Origin of the sequence: Micromonospora sp. NPDC049175 (assembly GCF_043197345.1) — a bacterium.
Taxonomy (GTDB): domain Bacteria; phylum Actinomycetota; class Actinomycetes; order Mycobacteriales; family Micromonosporaceae; genus Micromonospora.
Map to the genome: position 1 here is coordinate 796,315 of NZ_JBICSY010000001.1, position 19,754 is coordinate 816,068.

The 19,754-nt window shown below is 71.8% G+C and carries 16 protein-coding genes; 10 read left to right on the forward strand and 6 right to left on the reverse strand.

Annotated features, from left to right (window positions below; translation table 11 throughout):
* Window positions 1-31 precede the first annotated feature (31 nt).
* Window positions 32-544 (forward strand): GNAT family N-acetyltransferase, encoded by a 513-nt coding sequence (locus ACGFH8_RS03260; protein WP_393362653.1) that lies wholly within the window; start codon window positions 32-34, stop codon window positions 542-544.
* Here ACGFH8_RS03260 and ACGFH8_RS03265 read toward each other — a convergent pair.
* Together ACGFH8_RS03265 and ACGFH8_RS03270 are read right to left on the reverse strand one after the other, a co-directional pair.
* Window positions 522-974, reverse strand: coding sequence for a hypothetical protein (locus tag ACGFH8_RS03265; RefSeq protein WP_393362656.1), 453 nt, complete (start codon window positions 972-974; stop codon window positions 522-524). The two genes, ACGFH8_RS03260 and ACGFH8_RS03265, sit on opposite strands and share 23 nt — an antisense overlap.
* Window positions 946-1,764 (reverse strand): hypothetical protein, encoded by an 819-nt coding sequence (locus tag ACGFH8_RS03270; protein WP_393362659.1) that lies wholly within the window; start codon window positions 1,762-1,764, stop codon window positions 946-948. The genes ACGFH8_RS03265 and ACGFH8_RS03270 overlap by 29 nt, the downstream gene beginning before the upstream one ends.
* An 86-nt stretch (window positions 1,765-1,850) precedes the next feature.
* On the opposite strand from ACGFH8_RS03270, the gene ACGFH8_RS03275 reads away from it, so the two are divergent.
* The gene (locus ACGFH8_RS03275) at window positions 1,851-2,507 is read left to right on the forward strand and encodes an HAD family hydrolase (protein WP_393364454.1); all 657 of its coding nucleotides are present in this window, start codon (window positions 1,851-1,853) and stop codon (window positions 2,505-2,507) included.
* 110 nt (window positions 2,508-2,617) lie between these two features.
* Here ACGFH8_RS03275 and ACGFH8_RS03280 read toward each other — a convergent pair whose 3' ends face one another.
* Both ACGFH8_RS03280 and ACGFH8_RS03285 read right to left on the reverse strand, forming a co-directional pair.
* Window positions 2,618-4,747, reverse strand: coding sequence for an IPT/TIG domain-containing protein (locus tag ACGFH8_RS03280; RefSeq protein ID WP_393362662.1), 2,130 nt, complete (start codon window positions 4,745-4,747; stop codon window positions 2,618-2,620).
* A gap of 335 nt (window positions 4,748-5,082) precedes the next feature.
* A complete protein-coding gene (locus ACGFH8_RS03285) occupies window positions 5,083-5,535 on the reverse strand; it encodes a hypothetical protein (RefSeq protein ID WP_393362664.1) in 453 nt (150 codons plus the stop codon).
* A gap of 46 nt (window positions 5,536-5,581) precedes the next feature.
* Here ACGFH8_RS03285 and ACGFH8_RS03290 point away from each other — a divergent pair, with 46 nt between their 5' ends.
* Entirely contained in the window at window positions 5,582-5,806 is a 225-nt protein-coding gene (locus ACGFH8_RS03290) for a hypothetical protein (RefSeq protein ID WP_393362667.1), read from the forward strand.
* A gap of 46 nt (window positions 5,807-5,852) precedes the next feature.
* Here the strand turns inward: ACGFH8_RS03290 and ACGFH8_RS03295 are convergent, their stop codons facing one another.
* Window positions 5,853-8,558, reverse strand: coding sequence for a glucosidase (locus tag ACGFH8_RS03295; RefSeq protein WP_393362669.1), 2,706 nt, complete (start codon window positions 8,556-8,558; stop codon window positions 5,853-5,855).
* Window positions 8,559-8,600: 42 nt separating this feature from the next.
* On the opposite strand from ACGFH8_RS03295, the gene ACGFH8_RS03300 reads away from it, so the two are divergent.
* From ACGFH8_RS03300 to ACGFH8_RS03320, 5 genes are all read left to right on the forward strand, one after another.
* Window positions 8,601-10,550, forward strand: a complete 1,950-nt coding sequence (locus ACGFH8_RS03300; protein WP_393362672.1) for an amylo-alpha-1,6-glucosidase — start codon at window positions 8,601-8,603, stop codon at window positions 10,548-10,550.
* 137 nt (window positions 10,551-10,687) lie between these two features.
* Window positions 10,688-12,022, forward strand: a complete 1,335-nt coding sequence (locus ACGFH8_RS03305) for a glycosyltransferase family 4 protein (RefSeq protein WP_393362675.1) — start codon at window positions 10,688-10,690, stop codon at window positions 12,020-12,022.
* A gap of 83 nt (window positions 12,023-12,105) precedes the next feature.
* The gene (locus tag ACGFH8_RS03310) at window positions 12,106-13,932 is read left to right on the forward strand and encodes a serine/threonine-protein kinase (RefSeq protein WP_393362678.1); all 1,827 of its coding nucleotides are present in this window, start codon (window positions 12,106-12,108) and stop codon (window positions 13,930-13,932) included.
* Between the two features lie 119 nt (window positions 13,933-14,051).
* Window positions 14,052-15,677, forward strand: a complete 1,626-nt coding sequence (locus ACGFH8_RS03315; RefSeq protein WP_393362681.1) for a protein kinase — start codon at window positions 14,052-14,054, stop codon at window positions 15,675-15,677.
* A gap of 102 nt (window positions 15,678-15,779) precedes the next feature.
* The gene (locus ACGFH8_RS03320; RefSeq protein ID WP_393362684.1) at window positions 15,780-16,589 is read left to right on the forward strand and encodes a metal-dependent hydrolase; all 810 of its coding nucleotides are present in this window, start codon (window positions 15,780-15,782) and stop codon (window positions 16,587-16,589) included.
* A gap of 114 nt (window positions 16,590-16,703) precedes the next feature.
* On the opposite strand, the gene ACGFH8_RS03325 is transcribed toward ACGFH8_RS03320, so the two are convergent.
* Window positions 16,704-17,057 (reverse strand): hypothetical protein, encoded by a 354-nt coding sequence (locus ACGFH8_RS03325; RefSeq protein WP_393364457.1) that lies wholly within the window; start codon window positions 17,055-17,057, stop codon window positions 16,704-16,706.
* Window positions 17,058-17,318: 261 nt separating this feature from the next.
* Here ACGFH8_RS03325 and ACGFH8_RS03330 point away from each other — a divergent pair, with 261 nt between their 5' ends.
* Together ACGFH8_RS03330 and ACGFH8_RS03335 are read left to right on the forward strand one after the other, a co-directional pair.
* Window positions 17,319-18,350 (forward strand): LacI family DNA-binding transcriptional regulator, encoded by a 1,032-nt coding sequence (locus tag ACGFH8_RS03330; protein ID WP_393364460.1) that lies wholly within the window; start codon window positions 17,319-17,321, stop codon window positions 18,348-18,350.
* A gap of 78 nt (window positions 18,351-18,428) precedes the next feature.
* Window positions 18,429-19,733 carry an ABC transporter substrate-binding protein gene (locus ACGFH8_RS03335; RefSeq protein ID WP_393362687.1) on the forward strand — a complete coding sequence of 435 codons (1,305 nt, stop codon included), beginning with the start codon at window positions 18,429-18,431 and terminating at the stop codon, window positions 19,731-19,733.
* The last annotated feature ends 21 nt before the right edge of the window (window positions 19,734-19,754 follow it).

The window sequence follows — 19,754 nt, forward strand, 5'->3', positions numbered from 1 at the left end:
CACCTCCGCGACGGGCGTTAGGGTCTGGCGTGTGATCACGGTACGCCGCGCGAGCATCGACGATGCCCAGGAACTGGTACGGCTGCGCGGGGTGCTGCTGACCACACTAGACGGTCGCCCGCCGGAGCCCGGCCCGTGGCAGGACGAAGCGCTGGGGACGCTGCGCCGGCGACTGGCGGATCCGGAGGGGACGCTGGCGGCGTACGTCGTCGACAAGCCGGACGCACCCGACGAGCTGGCCGCGTGCGTGGTCGGCGTCATCGAGCACCGGCTCGGCGGCCCGATCAACCCCAGCGGAGCGACCGGGTACGTCTTCAACGTCGCCACCGACCCCGGCCATCGCCGGCGCGGCTACGCCCGAGCCTGCCTCGAAGCGCTGCTGGACTGGTATCACCACCGTGGGGTCACGGTGATCGAGTTGAAGGCCAGCGAGGACGGGGAGTCCATCTACCGGGCCCTGGGCTTCGCACCCACCACCGCTCGGACGCTGCGGCTGACCGTGGTCGACGACGTTGAGCGAATCAGGGCTCGCTTAGCGCCTTGATGCCATGTGTCTGGAGCAGCCCCGGCATCGGGTCGGCGAGGTGCGCACGTCTCGGTTGCGCGATGCGTGCCACGGTGACTGACGCATTGGGTCCCGGGACGTCGTAGGGGCCGCCGCGGGGATAGACCACAAGGGAATTCCCCTGCCAGCCCATTCGCTCGATCTCCGACCACGCGTACGAGCGCCGCAAGCCGCCACGGTCGCGTACCAGCAGCCCGGTGTCGTCGGCCAACACCGCGTTTCGCCAGCGGACGAACGCGAGGACCATCGACACGGCGCCGAGCACCAACCCGCCCCAGCTGACCCAGTCGAGCAGCACCGCGACGACGACCAGGCCGACCACCATCGCGGACGGCACCGCGACGGCGGGCCAGACCCGCGACCGCCCGAGCACGAGCACCTCACCCACCGGCTCCGCTGACTCCCCCATGGACCGAGGGTAGACAGAGGCCCGGTTCGCCGCCCTGCGGGACGTAGGAAGGCATCGACGGCCGCAGGGCGCGGCCACAGATCGAGCACCAGTCGTCCAGCTCGCCGATCTCACTGAGCTGGTCGAGCACGCCGGACAACCCGGATCTCGTCCGGGAGAAGCACCGCAACACCCAGCGGTCCCTCCCGGCGGGCCAGCCACGAAGGGAGAGGCACGCCGCCACCGCACCGTCGTACCACAGACGATCGGCTGGGCCGGTGGCCTCGCGCACCTCCGGGACACCGCTCAGGGTGACCGTCGGCGACACCAGGGTCGCGGTCTCGTAGGTGAGCGTGACGTGCGGCCAACGCCGCACCTCCGCCAGGAGCGCGTGTTTCTCGAGCCGCTGCTCGATGGTGCGGTCGATCAGCCGGTACGGCCAGTTGCCCGGGGCCATGGCGGTGCGCCCGTCGAGCAGGACATCGACGCCCCACGTCCAGGCTCCGTCGAGGGCTGCCGGGAACATCCACCCGAGGTCGGAGGTCCAGCGGAAGTACGCCGGGCCCTCCAGGCCGTACTCCATGTGGTTGCCGTCTGTCTTGAGCCGGTAGGCGAGCCCGCCGTAGCGTTCCTCGAACGCGACGGCGACCGCGACCAGCTCGTCGGGCACCACGGCCAGCGGCCCGTCGGGTCCGTCCGCACTCGCCGACCGCCGGATCCGCTCGGCCGGGGTGCTCGGCCACCGCTCCCCGTGTGTGCCGAGGAAACGGGCCACCCTGGCGGACACCGTCGGATCGTCGAGCACGTGCACCGGAACACCGTACGCCCTCGTCGGGCGTCCACATGCGACCGAGTTGTCTATGCTGCACCGACACCACGACCGTGACCGGGGGCGCAGTGATCAACGCGGTTTTCTTCGATGTTGGTGGGACGATTCTCGACGAGTCCCGTGAGTTCGAGGCCTGGGCCGACTGGTTCGGCGTGCCACGGCACACGCTCTCGGCCGTCCTCGGTTCGGTGATCGCCAGAGGTCTGGACTACCAGGAGACGTTCCGGGCCTTCCGGCCCGACTTCGACCTCGACACCGAGCTTGAGCGCCGGGCCGCCGCGGGCCGGGAGGAGTCGTTCGGCGAAGAGGATCTCTACCCTGACGCGCGGCGGTGCCTGACCTCCCTGAAGGACCAGGGCCTGCTCCTGGGCCTGGCCGGCAACCAACCCGCGCACGCCGAGGCGACCCTCCGCGCACTCGGCCTCCCCGTGGACGTGATCGGCACGTCGCACGGATGGGGGGTGGCGAAGCCGTCACCTGCCTTCTTCGAGCGGGTCGTCCGCGCCGGCGGCGGCGACGCGGCGTCGATCCTGTACGTCGGTGATCGGCCCGACAACGACGTACGCCCGGCCCAGGAGGTCGGGATGCCGACGTGCCTGATCCGGCGCGGCCCGTGGGGTCACATCCTCGACCTCCCCGACGTGGCCGCGCACTGCCTGTTCCGCATCGACTCGCTGGACGAACTGCCGAGCCTGGTCGCGAAACACAACGCCGCGAGCGGTTAGCTCCGAGCGCCGGTCCGATGCGCGCCGCGACACCGGTACACCCGCTGGTCGGCCTTTCGTGCCGTGCGTCCCGGTCAGGACCCGGACCGGGTCCTGACCGGGACCGTCGGTCAGCCGATCCGGTCGGCGGGTCGCCTGCGCCGGGTCACCAGCACGAGGACCATGCCGAGGAGAGCCAGCAGCGCGCCGACGGCCAACGGCGCCGTGAGGGCGTCACCGGTCACCGGCAGGCTCCGCGGTAGGTAGCGGAAGGCCAGGCCACTGGAGACCCCGCCGTCGGTACGTACGGCGACAGTGGTGTTCCCGGCCGCGCAGGCCGGCGTACGGAAGGTCAACGAACGTCCGCCCGACGCCACGGTGACCCCGCTCGCCGGGATGGTCTGACCGCAGATGGTGACCACGGTCCGACCTGGCAGGAAGCCGGAGCCACGGACCGTCACCGTGCTACCGCCGGCGGCCGGCCCCTCGGCCGGGGTCAGCGCGTCGACGACGGGTGGGGCGATCCGGTACGTGAAGCCGTCCGCCCTGACGACGTCGTCGCCGGGCACCTGCACGATCACGTCCACCGGGCCGGGCAGGCCGGGTGGGGTGACCACGGTGATCGTGGTGCCGGCCGGGTTCACGGTGAACCCGGTGCCGGGCACCCCGTCGAAGGTCACGCCGGTCGCGCCGGTGAGGCCGGTCCCGGTGATCGTCACAGTGGTGCCACCCGAGGTCGGCCCGGTGGTCGGGGTCAGCCCCGTCACGGTGGCGTTGCCGCCGCCGGCCAGGTACGCGTAGTCCAGCGGCGCGGACGCGCCACCGCCGGTGCTCACCACCACGACCGCCGGACCGACGGCGCCGGGGGGCGTGACCGCCGTCAACGACGTGCCCTGCGCGTTGACCGTGACGTTGGTGGCCGGGGCACCGTCGAACGTGACAGTCGTGCTCCCGGGCACGAAGCCCGTACCGGTGATGGTCACGGTCTGGCCGCCCGCCTGCGGCCCCTGGTTCGGCGCGATCGTCCCGGCGGTCGGTGCGGCCGCCACGTAGGTGAAGCCGTCCGGCGCGTCCGCGTTCCCACCCGGGAGGAGCACGGTGACGTCCGCCGTGCCAGCCGGCCCCGGCGGTGTGACCACGGTCAGCGACGTGCCGCCCGGGGCGACGACGAGGTTGGTGCCCGGTGTGCCACCGAAGGTCACGCCTGTCGCGCCGGTGAGGCCGGTCCCGGTGATCGTCACCGTCGTGCCCCCCGAGGTCGGTCCGGAGGTCGGCGAGAGTCCGGTGACCACACCGCCACCGGCCAGGTACGTGTAGCCCAGCGGGGGCGCCGTGCCGTTCACCGTGCTGATCACCACCGATGCGGGGCCGACCGCGCCGGCCGGGGTGACCGCCGTGAGGGACGTGCCGTTCGGCGCCACCGTGACACCTGTCGCCGGCACTCCGTCGACGGTGACGGTGGTGCCGCCCTGGATGAACCCCGTACCGGCGATCGTGACGGTCTGGCCGCCCGCCTGCGGGCCCTCGTCCGGCGTGATCGTCGCGGCGGTGGGTGCCGCGGGCGGACGCGCGCAGGTCGCCTCGGCCGCGATCACGGTCCCGATCGGGATGGTCGTCTGTTCGCCGAGGAGGAGGCCCGTCAGGGTGAGGGCGGCCCGAAGGGCGACCGCGGCGGCACCGTCGGCTGTCGTCGTCTCGGTCCGGGTCAACGAGGCGTTCAGGCTCGCGCCTACCAACCCCGGCACCACCACGGGCACACTCGCCACGACGGGAGGGCCGTTCGGCTCCGGCGTCGCCGCCGAGCCGAAGAGTTCCAGCCCGACAAGCGTGGTGCCGGCGCTTGTCGCGCCGGCCTGCGGACAGGTCGCGGTGGCGGTGGCCTCGGTCAGGCCCACCACGTCGACGCTGAGCACGGCCAGGTTGAAGTCGGTGACGCGGGCGGACGCCGACGAGGAGGCCGCCGCACGGGTGGCGGACACCTCCACGGTGCCGCTGGCGGTCATACCGATCGCCCCGGGCAGCGAGACGGCCCTGTTGTCGGTGTCGGTGCCGCCTCCGGGCGGGGCGGTGGCCGTGCCGATTGTCGCGTCGGCGCTGATCACGGGCGTGCCGAGCACCACCGCGGACAGGTCGACGACCACACCTCGCGCACTCGCGTCACCAGGCGCCGCCCAGGCCGGCGTCCCCAATCCCAGGGTTGCCAGGCCGACGACAAGCATCGCCGTGGATGCGGTCGTGATTCTTCGCAGGACAGAGCTCACCAATTTCCCCCGTTCAGTTCGACTGACGGGCGTGCTCGGCGGTCGACACCCGTCAACGACTGAACGAAAACAAACAGGACAAGTTATGGCATTAGGTACATTTCAACCTGGGTGTGGCGACGACTCGTCGCTACCGCCCCCCGCCCGCCGCCGCCCCCCGGGCATGATCGCGCTCGATCCACGTTGTAGTGGTGTCGCTGGCGCCCGGAGGCCACTCGATCCTGGATCGAGCGCGATCATGCGGCGGGCGACGGGGGACGGGCGACGGGCGGCGGGCGGCGGGCGACGGGCGACGGGCGGCGGGCGGCGGGGGACAGCAACCGAGGACGATGGCCCTATTGCTGCGCCACCGGCCAGCTGGTCAGCGACGTCGACGGTCCGCAGTCCTGCTGATCGGCCTGACCCCGACAGACCTTGAGCTGACCGGTCACCGTCGGGAGGTAGCCGTAGAAGCGGGTGGCCACCGGCGTGGTCCCGGCACCGCACCGACTCGCGACCTGGGTCCAGGGCAACGGGAAGAAGTCGCGCCGCCACTGCACCCAGACCGCATGGCAGCCGGCACCTGTCGTCGCCAGTTGCCCCTCGACCACCACGTCGGGAATGACCTGACCAGGCCGGGTCTCCAACCAGCGTCCACCGCTCGCGGTGGCCGCACCGTGCGATGCCGACCACGGCACCACGGTCGGCGCCGCGACGGCCTGGGCCGGAGCCCCCGCGGCTGGGGCGGCGACGCCGATCAGGGAGAGCGTGGCGATTGTCGCCACGACGCCGGTACGAAACTTCTGCATGATTCCTCCTGTCGAGAAGTCTGCCCACGAGAACGGAGTCGACACCATGATCAAGCGTCGACGTGGCCTACGGTTTCTGGCGGTCTTCGCCCTGACCCTGCCGATCCTGTTGGCCGTCCTGCGCGACGGTGACCTCGACGGCGGCATCTGGGCGACGGCGCTCGTCATCGCCTTCGTCCTCGGAGCGGCTTTCGCGTCGATCGGTGGCCAGGAAGCGACACCCTCACCTCATCCCCGTGTGGCGGCAAGGATCTTTCGATCACGAACATAGCCGTACGCCAATGGGCCCGGCGTCCGCCAGATTGCTGATCCTGCGGTCAGCGACGCAGGGTGAGGATCAGGTCGGCCACCAGGGCCGTCCAGCCGGTCTGGTGCCAGGCGCCCAGGCCCGCACCGTTGTCACCGTGGAAGTACTCGGGGAACGCGATCAGGTCCCGCCAGTCCGGGTGGGTCTGGAACATCTGAGCGGCGCCGTAGATCGGCCGTCGACCCCAGTCGTCCTGGGTGAACAGCGAGATCAGCCGGGCCGAGAGATCGTCGGCGATCTCGTCGAGCGAGCGTTTCACCCCGGAGCGGGTCGGATATTCCACCTGGAGGTCGTCGCCGAAGAACGCCGCGTAGTCGCGCAGCGCGCTGATCAGCAGGAAGTTCGTCGGCATCCAGATCGGTCCACGCCAGTTCGAGTTGCCGCCGAACAGCCCGCTCGTCGACTCGGCCGGCTCGTAGCCGACGGAGAACTCCTGCCCACCGAGGGTGACGGAGAACGGCTTGTCCAGGTGCGCGCGGGACAGCGTCCGCAGACCGAAGTCGGAGAGGAACTCGTCGGGGTCGAGCATCCGGGCGAGCAGCCGGACCACCTGCTCCTGGCCCACCATGGACAGCAGCCGCTGCTGCCGGCCGTCGGGGCCCAGCCGGCGGGTGCCGATCACCTCCGCGTACTCCGGGCGGTTGGTGAGGAACCAGCGCAACCGCGCGCCCAGCTCCGGTAGGCGGTGCAGGGTCTTCGCGGTGAGCCGGGTGGTCGCGGCCAACGGCAGCAGGCCGACCACCGAGCGGACCTTCAGCGGCACCTTCGTGCCGTCGGCGAGGCGCAACACGTCGTAGAAGAAGGCGTCCTCGTCGTCCCACAACCCCTGCTCGTACGCGGCGGCGGCGATGTAGAGGAAGTGTTCGAAGAACTTGGTGGCGGTGTCCACCCAGGTCCGGTCGTGCTCGGCGAGGACGATCGCCATGTCCAGCAGGTTGAGGGCGTACATGGCCATCCAGCCGGTGCCGTCGGACTGCTCCAGCACGCCGGCCACCGGCAGCGCCGCCGACCTGTCGAACGGCCCGACGTTGTCCAGCCCGAGGAACCCGCCCTCGAAGACGTTGTTGCCGCCGGTGTCCTTGCGGTTGACCCACCAGGTGAAGTTGAGCAGCAGTTTGTGCATCACCCGGGCCAGGAACTCGTAGTCCTGCCCTCCGTCGATCTCGAACACCTTCAGCGCCGCCCACGCGTGCACGGGCGGGTTCACGTCACCGAACGCCCACTCGTACGCCGGGATCTGCCCGTTGGGGTGCAGGTACCACTCGCGCAGCAGGAGCAGGATCTGCTCCTTGGCGAAGCCCGGGTCGACCCGGGCGATGCTCACGCAGTGGAAGGCCAGGTCCCAGGCCGCGTACCAGGGATATTCCCACGGGTCAGGCATGGAGATGACGTCGAAGCTGGTCATGTGCCACCAGGCGCTGTTGCGCCCGTGTCGGCGCCCGGCCGGCGGCGTGGAGCCCGGGTCGCCTTCGAGCCAGCGTTTGACGTCGAAGTGGTAGAACTGCTTGCCCCACATCAGCCCGGCGATGGCCTGCCGGGCCACCAGCGCCTCGTCGGCGGTGGCGGCCGGCGGGATCACCCCGGCGAAGAACCGGTTCGCCTCGGCCCGCCGCGCCCACACGACGGCCTCGAAGCCCTCGCTGAGGTCGGCCGGCGGAGGCGGCGCGGCGGCCGGCGGCGACGCGGTGCGGGTCAGCCGCAACCGGATCTGGCGCTGCCCGCCGGCCGGCACGTCGAGCACGTAGTGCAGCGCGCCCTTGGTGCCCTCCCGCGCGGGGTTGACGGTGGCCGCGCCGTTGACGACGTGGTCGTTGATGCCGTCCTTCGGGTACGGCGAGCGGCCGGGCAGGCCCCAGAGCCGCTCGGCGTTCGTGTCGTTGTCGCAGAGCAGCGGCACCGGGCCGCCGTCACCCTCCAGCAGCAGTTGACCGAGCACGCGGTGCTCGCCGACGAGCCGGGTGCCCTGGCCGGTCAGCGTCGGGATGCGGTCACCACCGGGCAGGCCCCAGGCCCACGTGTTGCGGAACCACAGGGTGGGCAGCACGTGCAGGGTCGCCGCCCGGTCGCCCCGGTTGGCCACGGTGATCACCATGCACAGGTCGGTCGGGGACGCCTTGGCGTAGTCGACGGTCACCGCCCAGTACCTGTCGTCGTCGAAGATCCCGGTGTCGACAAGCTCGTACTCGGTGTCGTCGCGGCCGCGTAACGCGTTCACCGCGACGAGTTCGTCGTACGGGAAGGCGGCCTGCGGGTAGTGGTAGCGCCAGCGCATCCAGGAGTGGGTGGGCGTGGAGTCCTCGTACCACCAGTATTCCTTGACGTCCTCGCCGTGGTTGCCGCTGTCGCCGCCGAGGCCGAACATCCGCTCCTTGAGGATCGGGTCCTTACCGTTCCACAGCGCGAGGGCGAAGGCGAACGTCTGTCGTTCGTCGCAGACGCCGGCCATCCCGTCTTCGTTCCAACGGTAGGCTCTGGACCGCGCGTGGTCATGCGGGAAGTAGTCCCAGGCCGTACCGTGCTCGCTGTAGTCCTCCCGTACCGTCCCCCACGCCCGTTCGGACAGATAGGGACCCCATGCGCGCCAGTCCTGCTCCCCCGAGTCAGCCTGGGCGAGCCGGAGCCGCTCGGCGTCGGGTGGCGAGGCGTCGGAGGACGATCGGTCAGTGATCACGTGCACATCTTTGACGTCGCCGCGGTACTTGACCACAGCGGCCATTCTCGTCGTGGCGTGTTACACCCCGCCGCCGGTGGAGGAAAGTTGATTGACATTCACTTCGGCCCGCAGCTCTGCGGCGATCTGACCAGCGCGGCCAGCCGGGAGTGGCTGGTTCCCGACGGTCTCGGCGGCTACGCGATGGGCACCGTCGCCGGGCTGCGGACCCGCCGCTACCACGGTCTGCTCGTGGTCCCCGGCGAAACCCCGGCGTCCCGTCAAGTGGGACTGGTCAGTCTGGACCCGGCGGTCACCCTGCCGTCCGGGGCGCGGGTGCGGCTCGGCGCGCACGAGTGGTCCTCCGGCGACGTGGACCCGCGCGGCTTCGAGCTGTTGGAACGCTTCGACCTGGTCGACGGGCTACCCCGGTGGCGGTGGCGGATCGGCTCGGTGGTGATCGAGCGGGAGCTGGCCATGTTGCCCGGCCGCTCCTGCGTGGCGGTGGTGCACCGGCTGATCGCCGGCGGTCCCGTCCGGCTGGAGCTGTCCGCCGCCTGCACCTGGCGCGACGCGCACGGCGAGCGGCGGGCCGACGGCCCGATCCCGCAGGTCGAGGCGGTGGCCGACGGTGCGGTCGTCGAGGGCGCGTACCGGCTGGCCGGGCCGGGCTGGACGCCCGAGGGGCAGTGGTGGCTGGGCGTGCACCACCGCGAGGAGGCCAACCGGGGCCTGAACGCGGACGAGGACCTCTGGTACGCGGGACGTTTCGTCGGCGAGCTGACGCGCCCCGGCGACACGGTGTCGGTGCGGGCCTGGGCCGGCCAACTCGCCCTCGACCCTGAGCCACCGTCGGCGGAGGAGATCGTGGCGACGGCCCGGCGGCGCAACCGGCAGGTGGTGGCGACGGCGAAGCCGGTCGACGACGTGGAGGCCACCCTGGTGCTGGCCGCCGACGCGTTCGTGGTGCGCACGAACGATGCGGCGGCGGACGTGGTCGCCGGCTACCCGTGGTTCGGGGCCTGGTCCCGGGACACGATGATCTCGTACGAGGGGTTGTTCCTCTGCACCAATCGGGCCGCCGAGGGGCGCGAGCTGCTGCGGTCGTACGCGGCGACGCTGTCCGAGGGGATGCTGGCCAACACGGCCGACACCGGGCGGGTGGAGTACAACACCGTCGACGGCACGTTGTGGTTCCTGCACGCGGTGAGCCGGCACGTGACGGTCACCGGTGACACCGATCTCGGCGACGAGTTGCTGCCCGCACTGCGTGCGGTGATCGACGCCCACGTGGCGGGCACCCGGTACGGGATCGCCGTCGACCCGGCCGACGGGTTGCTCGGCCAGGGCGCCCCCGGCACCGCGCTGACCTGGATGGATGCCCGGGTGTACGGGGTGCCGGTCACCCCGCGTACCGGCAAGCCGGTCGAGGTCAACGCGTTGTGGATCAATGGGCTGGCCGGGCTCGCCGAGCTGACCGAGTTGGCCGGGCAGGACGCCGACGAGCTGTGGCGACGGCACGGGCAGGCGACCGCCTCGTTCCGGGAGCGTTTCCCGGCGCCGACCGGCTGGCTGCACGACGTGCTGGACGCGCCCGCGCCGGCGTACCCCCTGGGTGGCGCGGCCCTGCACGACGACGACGCGTTGCGTCCCAACCAGTTGCTGGCCTGGTCTCTGCCGTTCGCGCCGCTGGAGCCGGACGAGGCGACGTTGCGCCGGGTGGCGGACGGGCTGCTCACCCCGCTCGGGCCGCGCAGCCTTGCCCCGGATTCGCCGGAGTTCGTGGGCCGGCACCGGGGTGGCCCCGCCGAGCGCGACGGGGGCTATCACCAGGGCACGGTGTGGCCGTGGCTGCTCGGCCCGTACGTGGACGCCGCCCGCCGGGGCAAGATGTCGGTCGATGACACGTTCGTTGGGATTGAGTCTCATCTGACCGAATATGGATTAGGCTCGGTAAGCGAGACGGCCGACGGCCTCGCGCCGCACGCCGCGACCGGCTGCCCATTCCAGGCGTGGTCGGTGGCCGAGCTGCTGCGGGTGCGCCGAAAGGGCCAGTAGCGCTTTACACGACCGCAACGGTGGTGTCGCCGCCGGTTATCTCGATCCCGGCAGGATTGGCCCCGATCCAGACGCGACGGCGACATCACTTCCGGTGTCGGTCGGCGCGCGCCCGGGGACAACTCAAAGGGGGCCGCATGTCACCCGACGCCCACGTGATCGACATTCACGCCGCCCGGCAACTGCGGGTGCTGATGCTGTCCTGGGAATACCCGCCGGTGCTCGTCGGCGGCCTCGGGCGCCACGTGCACGCGCTCTCCGTCGCCCTCGCCGCCGCCGGCCACGAGGTCACCGTCGTCACCCGCCACACCGACGGCGCACCCATGGAGGAGTACGCCGACGGCGTCCGCATCCTGCGCGCCCCCGAAGACCCGGTCGCCTTCCCCCTCGCCACCAGCTCCCTGCTGGCCTGGACCATGGCCTTCAACCACACCCTCACCCGCACCGCACTGCGCGCCACCCAGGCCGGCGCCTACGACGTCATCCACGCCCACGACTGGCTCGTCGCCCACACCGCCATCTCCCTGGCCGAGCACCTGGACCTGCCCCTGGTCACCACCATGCACGCCACCGAGGCGGGGCGGCACCAGGGCTGGCTGCCCGAGGAGATGAACCGCACCATCCACGGCGTCGAGCAGTGGCTCAGCAGCGAGTCCGGCCGGGTGATCGTCTGCTCCGGTTACATGCGTGAGCAGGTGAAGGCCCTGTTCGACACCCCGGCCACCCAGGTCGACGTGGTGCCCAACGGAGTCGACGGCCGGGCCTGGCGGGCCCGTCCGCGCGCGGTCGCGTCGGCCCGGGCACGGTTCGCCGGGGACGGCCCGTTGATCGGGTACGCCGGCCGGCTGGTCTACGAGAAGGGCGTCCAGCATCTCGTGCACGCGGTCCCCCGGCTGCGCGAGCGGCACCCGGGTCTGCGCGTGGTGATCGCCGGCGACGGCCCCTACCGGCCCGAGTTGGAGGCCCAGGCCCGACGGCTGGCGCTCGGCTCGACCGTCCGGTTCACCGGTTTCCTCGACTCCACCCAACTGCCGGCGATGCTCGGTGCCACCGACGCGACGGTGGTGCCCAGCCTCTACGAGCCGTTCGGCATGGTGGCGCTGGAGGCGGCAGCCGCCGGGGCGCCACTGGCGGTGGCCCGCACCGGTGGCCTCGCCGAGATCGTGGAGTCCGGCGTGACCGGGGTGACGTTCCCGCACAGCGACCCGGACGCGCTCGCCGGCGCGGTCGGTCAACTGCTCGACGACGAGATCTTCGCCCGCCGGGTGGCCCGCCGAGCCCGCACCATGGTCGGCGAACAGTACGGGTGGGCCACCATCGCCGCCCGCACCGCCGCCAGCTACGCCGCGGCCCGCCGGGAGCACGGCCCCCTCCAGGCCCGGCGTGCCTCCGCCCGACTGGCCGGCGCACATGCCCGGATCGCCATCCCGGAGGGCAACCTGCTGGCGCGCGTCGACCACGCCGCCTGCTGAGCCGGGTCGGACTACCGATAGGTGACTTCCGATCCGCTGGTTAGGGTGTAGCCCGGACAGCGGTTGAGGAGGAGCGTGCGCAGGTGCTGATCGCCGGTCGGTACCGGCTGCTCGACCTGGTGGGGCGCGGGGGCATGGGTCGGGTGTGGCTGGCCCGCGACGAGATGCTGCACCGCGAGGTCGCGGTCAAGGAGATCGTGCCGCCGACGTGGTTGACCGACCACGAGCGGGCCGAGGTGCGCTCGCGCACCCTGCGGGAGGCGCGCGCCGCGGCCCGGCTCAACCATCCCGCCGTGGTCCGGCTCTACGACGTCATCCCGGTCGACGGCAGCCCGTGGATCGTGATGGAGTACGTCCCCTCCCGCACACTTCAGGACCTGGTGGACGCCGAGGGGCCACTGGAGCCGTCGCACGCCGCCCGGATCGGCCTCGCCGTCCTCGACGCGCTGCACGCCGCGCACACCGCCGGGGTGCTGCACCGCGACGTCAAGCCCCAGAACGTGCTGGTGGCGCACGACGGGCGGGTGATGCTCACCGACTTCGGGCTGGCCACCTTCGACGGCGGCGACGGCGTGACGACCCGCCCCGGCATGGTCCTCGGCTCCCCGCAGTACGTGGCCCCGGAGCGCGCCGCCGAGGGTGCGTCCACTGTCGCCGCCGACCTGTGGTCGCTCGGGGCGACCCTGCACGCCGCCGTGGAGGGCCGCTCCCCGTACGCCCGCAGCACCGCGATGGCCACCCTGAGCGCACTGGCCGCCGGACCGCCGGACCCGGCACCGCACGCCGGGGCGCTCGCGCCGGTACTCGCGGGGTTGCTGCGCCGCGACCCGCGCGACCGCCTCGACCACGACGCGGCCCGCCGGTTGCTGGTCCACGCCGCGACCGGCCACACCGACCCAACCCCGACGTCAGCGTCGGAGTCCACCTCGGCGTCGGGGTCGGCGCCCACGTCGGGGTCGGGGCCACGGTCGAGGTCGGGGACGGGGTCGGGATCGGGGTCCACGTCGGGGTCCACGCCCTCGTCGGGGTCGGGGTCGGCGGGCCGGCTCGACCTGACGACGGAGGAAGCGCCCGCCGGGGCCGTCGAGCTGGCCGATCAGGAGCTGACGATTCCGCTGCCCCAGCCCGGTCCGGCCGCCGGACCGGGCACCCCGGTTGCGGTGCTCGACGGATCGAAGAGGCGGCGCACGACGCGGCGGGCCGCGCTGGTCGCCGTGTCCCTCCTGGTGGCCGTGGCCGCCGGTGTCGGCACCGCGCTGACCGTCACCGCCGACCAGCCCACCGACACCGCCGCCCGGCCCTCCGACCCACCGCCGTACGCCCCGCCGGGCGGCGGGGGCCCGGACGGCCCGTACGGTCCCGGCCCGGACCGTCGCCGACCACCGCCCGGCGGGCCCGGCGTGCCTCCACCACCGTTCGCCTGCGTCCGCCCGGACATCGCCGGCGCGCCGGTGCCGGCCCGCGCGCCGGCTTCCGGCGAACGGTTCCGGCCGCCGTCCGGCTGGGTCTGGCACGCCGACGCCGCCGGCTTCCGGGTCTCCGTGCCGGCGACCTGGCACTACTCCCGGGACGGCGTGGTGGCCTGTTTCCAGGACCCGGCGACCGGGCGGGCGTTCAGCGTCGCCGCGGGTGGCGCCGCCGATCCGCTGGCCGGCTTGCGGGCGGTCCGCGACGCGGCGGCCGGGGCCGGGGCGCTACCGGAGTACGGCGAGATCCGGCTCGCCCCGAGCGACGGGGGCGCGGAGTGGGAGTGCCGCTGGAGGGCGCCGAACGGGCCACTGCTGCACGCCCGACAACTCGTCGTCGGCACCGACCCCTGGACGTTGGGTTGGATCACCGCCGACGAGGACTGGGCGGCGGCCGACGCCGACTGGGCGGTGGTGCGAAAGAGTTTCCGACCACCCCGCTGACCTGCACCGTACGGCCATGATCCGGGCCACCGTCCGGCGTGGATCGAGGCCGCTCAGCGGATGAGAATGCCGGCACCTGTGGCTATCGTGTAACCCGGGGTGACCAAGGGGGAGCGACCGTGCATCAGTTGCTGATCGCGGGTCGGTACCGGCTGCTCGACCTGGTCGGCACCGGCGGGATGGGTCGGGTGTGGCTTGCTCGTGACGAGATGCTGCACCGCGACGTCGCCGTGAAGGAGGTCGTGCCGCCGTCCTGGCTGGCCGAGGCCGAGCGCGAGGAGTCGCGGCTGCGGACGTTGCGCGAGGCACGCACGGCGGCCCGGCTCAACCACCCGAACGTCGTCCAGATCTACGACGTGGTGCACGACCGGGAGAGCCCGTGGATCGTGATGGAGTACGTGCCGTCCCGGTCGGTCCAGCAGATCATCGGCGCCGAGGGCCCCCTGAGCCCGCAGCGCACCGCCCAGATCGGATTGGCGGTGCTCGCCGCACTGCGGGCCGCGCACGCCGCCGGGGTGCTGCACCGCGACGTGAAGCCGCACAACGTGCTCGTCGCCGACGACGGGCGGGTGGTGCTCACCGACTTCGGGCTGGCCACCTTCGACGGTGGTGAGGGTGCGATGACCGGGCCGGGCACGGTGCTCGGCTCACCGCAGTTCGTCGCGCCGGAGCGGGCCCGCGAGGGGGTGTCGGATCCGCGTACCGACATGTGGTCGTTGGGAGCGACGCTCTACGCGACGGTCGAGGGCCAGTCACCGTACGCCCGGTCCAGCGCGATGGCGACCCTCAGCGCGCTGGCCACCGACCCACCGGACCCGATGCGCCGCGCCGGTCCGTTGCGCCCCGCGCTCAACGGCCTGCTGCAACGCGACCCCTGGCGGCGGTTGACCGCCACCGAGGTGGAGCCGCTGCTGCGCAGTGCCGCGGCGAGCCACGACCAGCCGGTCGGGCCGGCGCGGTCCTCGGCGGTGGCCGCGGTGCGCGACGCGAGCCGGTCCGTCCTGCCCGACCGGGCCGAGCCGGACACCCCACCCGGCGATTCGCCGACACCCGCTCGCCCGACGGAGAAACGGCCCGGCAGGCGGCGTCTGCTCGTCCTGGTCGCAGCGGCCACCGCCGTGCTCGTCGCCGCGGGTGTGACGCTGGCACTTGTCGACCACGACAGCGCGCGGACACCACCGTCGGGGTCGGGAGGCGGCGCGCCGACGCCCCGGCCGGCCGCGTTCGCCTGCGCGGCGCCACCGCCATCGACTGCCACTCCGGTGGCTTCGGTGTCGCGCCCCGCGAACGCGCCGTACCAACTGCGCCAGGGCTGGACCTGGCACGACGATCCGACCGGGTTTCGGATCGCCGTGCCGGTGGGCTGGACACGCTGGACCGAGGGGGCCGTGACCTGCTTCCGGGAACACGACGGCGCCCGGGTGCTCAGTGTCGAGGCGGGGCCGGCGCGGGCCGACCCGGTGGCGTACTGGGAGGCCGAGGAGGCCCGGCTCACCACCGGCGAGGCGCTGCTGAACGGCTACCTCCGGGTGGACATCTCCGCGATGGACATCTTCGAGGGCGGCGCGGTCTGGGAGTGCGGCTGGGAGAACGCCGCCGGCGAACAACTGCACAGTTTCCGGTTGCTGGCCAACACCTCGGCCGAACGCTCCTACACCGTCTCGTGGTTGACAAAAGAGTTCGACTGGCAGGTCAACGCGGCATACTTGCCGATGATCCGGCAGAGCTTCACCCCCGCGATGTGACCGTGTCCGATGTGGACCTTCCGGGTGATGCCCCTGCGGCGCCGACGCTGACTACAGTGGCGTAGTTTTGGCGCTCAAGATCCCTGGGGAGGGTGAGCCGAGATGATGGGACCGCAACACGCGCTGTCCGGCGCGGCGGCGTGGTTGGCCGGGTCCTGGGCACTGGACCAGTTCGCCGACTATCACCAGTCGCCGCTCGCGTTGGCGGTGGGCACCGCGGTGTGTGCCGGTGGCGCGCTCTTTCCCGACCTCGACATGTCGGGCAAGGTGACCAAGAACCAGGGTGGGGCCACGGTGGCTCGTACCTTCGGCGTCTTCTCGCTCTTCGCCGCCGAGGTGATGGAGAAGATCTCGCTCGGGGTCTACTACGCCACGAAGCTCAGCAGGGACCCCCGCCGCAACAACGGGCACCGGACGCTCACCCACACGCTGCCGTTCACCCTGCTGGTTGGCTGGGGCACCACCGCGCTCTGCGCCGCGTACGGCAAGTGGGCCGTCATCACCATCCTGTTCTTCATGTTCGGCCTGGCGATGCGGGGGCTGTTCGACGAGTGGGCCGAACGCGCCGGATGGGTGATCATCACGCTCGCCTCGGCCGGGGCCGCCTGGTTCACCTTCGCCAACCTGCCGGGAGGTCGCGGCTATCCGCTGATCGGCACGGCCCTGGGCGTGGGCTGCTTCGTGCACATCCTCGGCGACATGATCACCAGAGCGGGCGTGCCGATCCTCTGGCCAATCCCGATCAAGCGGCGGATGTGGACGATGATCGGCCTACCGAACAGCATCGCCCTGCGGGTCGGTAGCAAGGCCGAGGTGGTCGGGATGCGCATCGCACTGACAGTCGTCTCGGCGCTCGCCACCGTCGGCCTGATCGCGCCCTCGGTGCTGAGCCGGTTCGACATCGACCTCTGACCAACCCGCCCCCGCACCACTCCCCGCACCGCCCTCGCGCACCGCGCGGCGAGCCCGGCGAGCCCGGCGAGCCCGGCGAGCCCGGCGAGCCCGGCGAGCAAGATCCGCTCAAGATCAGGGATGTTGCTGCCTCCCGCGCGCCGGAGGCAGCAACATCGGTGAAGTTGCGCGGATCTTGGAAGGCGCGCGGCGCGGCGCGGGGTGTGCGGTCCGCGGTGCGGGGTGTGCGGTGGGGTGCGGGGTGCCTGAGGGCGATGCCGCCGCACCCTTGCCCGCGCCCTCGCCCTCGCCCTTGCCCGCGCCCTCGCCCGCGCCCCTGCCCTTGCCCGCGCCCTTGCCCGCGCCCTCGCCCGCGCCCGCGCCCGCGCCCTCGCCCTCGCCCTCGCCCTCGCCCTCGCCCTCGCCCTCGCCCTCGCCCTCGCCCCCAAGATCGTGCTCGATCCTTGTTGTAGTGGCCTCCGTTGCCAGCCGAGGGGACTACAACCAGGATCGAGCACGATCTTGATGGGTGCCCCCTCCGGGACGCAGCGGGGGACGCACCAGTGGGGCGCGAGGCGCCGTGGAGGGGCGGGCGCGGGGTGTCGCGGGACCGCTGAATTGTTTTCGACATCGGCTATTGACGTCGCCGTAACAGGTGGCCTAGCGTCCTGTCGAACCGCTTCGTCGAAACGTTTCGACGCACAGACGGGGGCGGTCCCGACCCGGCCGAAGGAGGCACGCGTGGCCACCATGCACGACGTCGCCCGCCTCGCGCAGGTCTCGGTCAGCACCGTCTCGTACGTGCTCACCGGCGCTCGGCCGATCTCCCAGGCCACCCGGGCCAAGGTGCTCGCCGCGATGGCGGAGCTCGACTACCAGCCCAACGCGATGGCCCGTGGCCTGGCCAGCCGGCGTAGCCGCATCCTCGGCCTGCTCATGCCAATGGACGAGCGCGGCCTCGGCGCCACCGAGACCGCCTTCGTCACCGGCGCCGCCTCGGCGGCCAGCGCGGCCGGCTACCACCTGGTGCTCTCGCCGGTCGGCGGCGGCGACCTCGACGACCTGCGGCGGCTGGCCACCCAGCGGATGCTCGACGGCGTCGTGTTGATGGAGGTCCAGCTCGCCGACGAACGGGTCACAGTGGTCCAGGAGGCCGGCGTGCCGCTTGTGTTGATCGGTCGGACCGGCGACACCAGCGCGCTCTCCTACGTCGACATCGACTTCGACCAGACCGTCCGGGAGGCAGTCGCGCACCTGGTCGGCCTGGGGCACCGGCGGATCGTCTACGTCAACCACTCGGCCGCGACGGTCGCCAGCGGTTACGGGCCCGCGCTGCGTACCCGGGACGCCTTCGTCGCGGCGATGACCGCACACGGCCTCGACCCGCTGATGATCACGGCCGAGGACAGCGCCGCCGGCGGTCGTGCCGCCCTGGCCGACGCGTTCGCGCAGGCCCCGGAGCTGACCGCCGTGCTGGCCATGAACGAGACCGCGATCTTCGGGATTCTCGGCGAGCTGACCGGCCGCGGGTTGTCGGTGCCCGACGACGTCTCCGTCGTCTCGATGGTCACCTCGCCGCAGGTGGCCGAACTGGCGACCCCGGCGCTGACCGCGATGACGTCGCCCGGTTCGGCGCTGGGTCGGATCGCGATCGAGGCGCTGGTGCGCCACCTGGACGGCGCCGGCAGTCGGCTCCACCAACAACTGCTGCCGTGCGCGCTGGAGATCCGGGGCTCGACAGCCGCACCACGAAGCCGCCACCTCATGGGGGCTGATCAGTAGAAACGGCCCGCCGCCGCGCGGCAACGCGACGACGGGCCCCGATGCAGTACCGCTAGATACTCAACGAGGAGGATAGTAATGCAGCGATTCCGCCGGATCGTCGCCGCGCTCGCCCTGGCGGCGACCGCGACGACAACCGTGGCCGCCTGCGGCGGTGGTGACAACGGGGACGACAGCGACGCCAAGGTTCTCAAGCTCTGGCACTACGAGAGCGAGAACAGCGCCATGGGGGTCGGCTGGAACCGGGCCATCGAGATCTTCAAGAACGAGCACCCGGGCGTCGAGGTGCGCTTCGAGCGTAAGGCGTTCGAGCAGATCCAGCAGAACGCCGGCATGATCATCAACTCGTCCGAAGGCCCGGACATCATGGAGTACAACAAGGGCAACGCGACCGCCGGTCTGCTTTCCAGCCAGGGCCTGCTCTCCGACCTCAGCGCCGAGGCCGACAAGCGCGGCTGGGCCGGCAAGCTCAGCCCCAGCCTGCAGACCACCGCCCGCTACAGCGACAAGGGCGTGATGGGCTCGGGCAAGTGGTTCGGCGTGCCGAACTACGGCGAGTACGTCACGGTCTACTACAACAAGGACCTGTTCCAGCGCAACGGCGTCAAGGTGCCGACGAGCATGGCCGAGATGACCGCCGCGATGGACACCTTCGTCGGCAAGGGCATCACCCCGCTGGGCATGGCCGGCGCCGAGTACCCGGCCGGGCAGCTCTTCTACCAGCTCGCCCTGTCCAAGGGCGACCGGCAGTTCGTCGACAACTACCAGCTCTACAAGAACCCTGTCGACTTCAAGGCCGACCCGCTCAAGTACGGCGCGGACACCTTCGCCCAGTGGGTGCAGAAGGGCTACGTCGCGAAGAACTCGGCAAGCCTCAAGGCCGAGGACATGGGCACCGCCTTCATCGGCGGCAAGGTCCCGATGATCGTCTCGGGTAGCTGGTGGTACGGCCGGTTCAAGACCGAGATGAAGGCCAACTGGGACACCTTCCTCTTCCCCGGCAACACCCTGCAGGCCGGCTCCTCCGGCAACCTGTGGGTGGTCCCGGAGAACAGCAAGGCCAAGAGCCTGGCGTACGACTTCATCGACATCACCCTGCGTCCGGAGATCCAGGACCTGATCGGCAACAACGGTGGTGTCCCGATCGCCGCCGACGCGTCGAAGATCAGCGACCCGAAGGACCGCAAGCTGATCGAGGACTTCAACACGGTCAGCAAGTCCGACGGGCTCGCCTTCTACCCGGACTGGCCGGTCCCCGGCTACTACGACGTGCTGGTCTCCGGCTTCCAGGGCCTGATCAACGGGTCCAAGTCTCCCGACCAGGTCCTCGACACGATCGCCAAGCCGTACGCCGATGGCGTCAAGGAGATCACCGGCAAGTGACACGGCGAGCGGCGGGCGCGA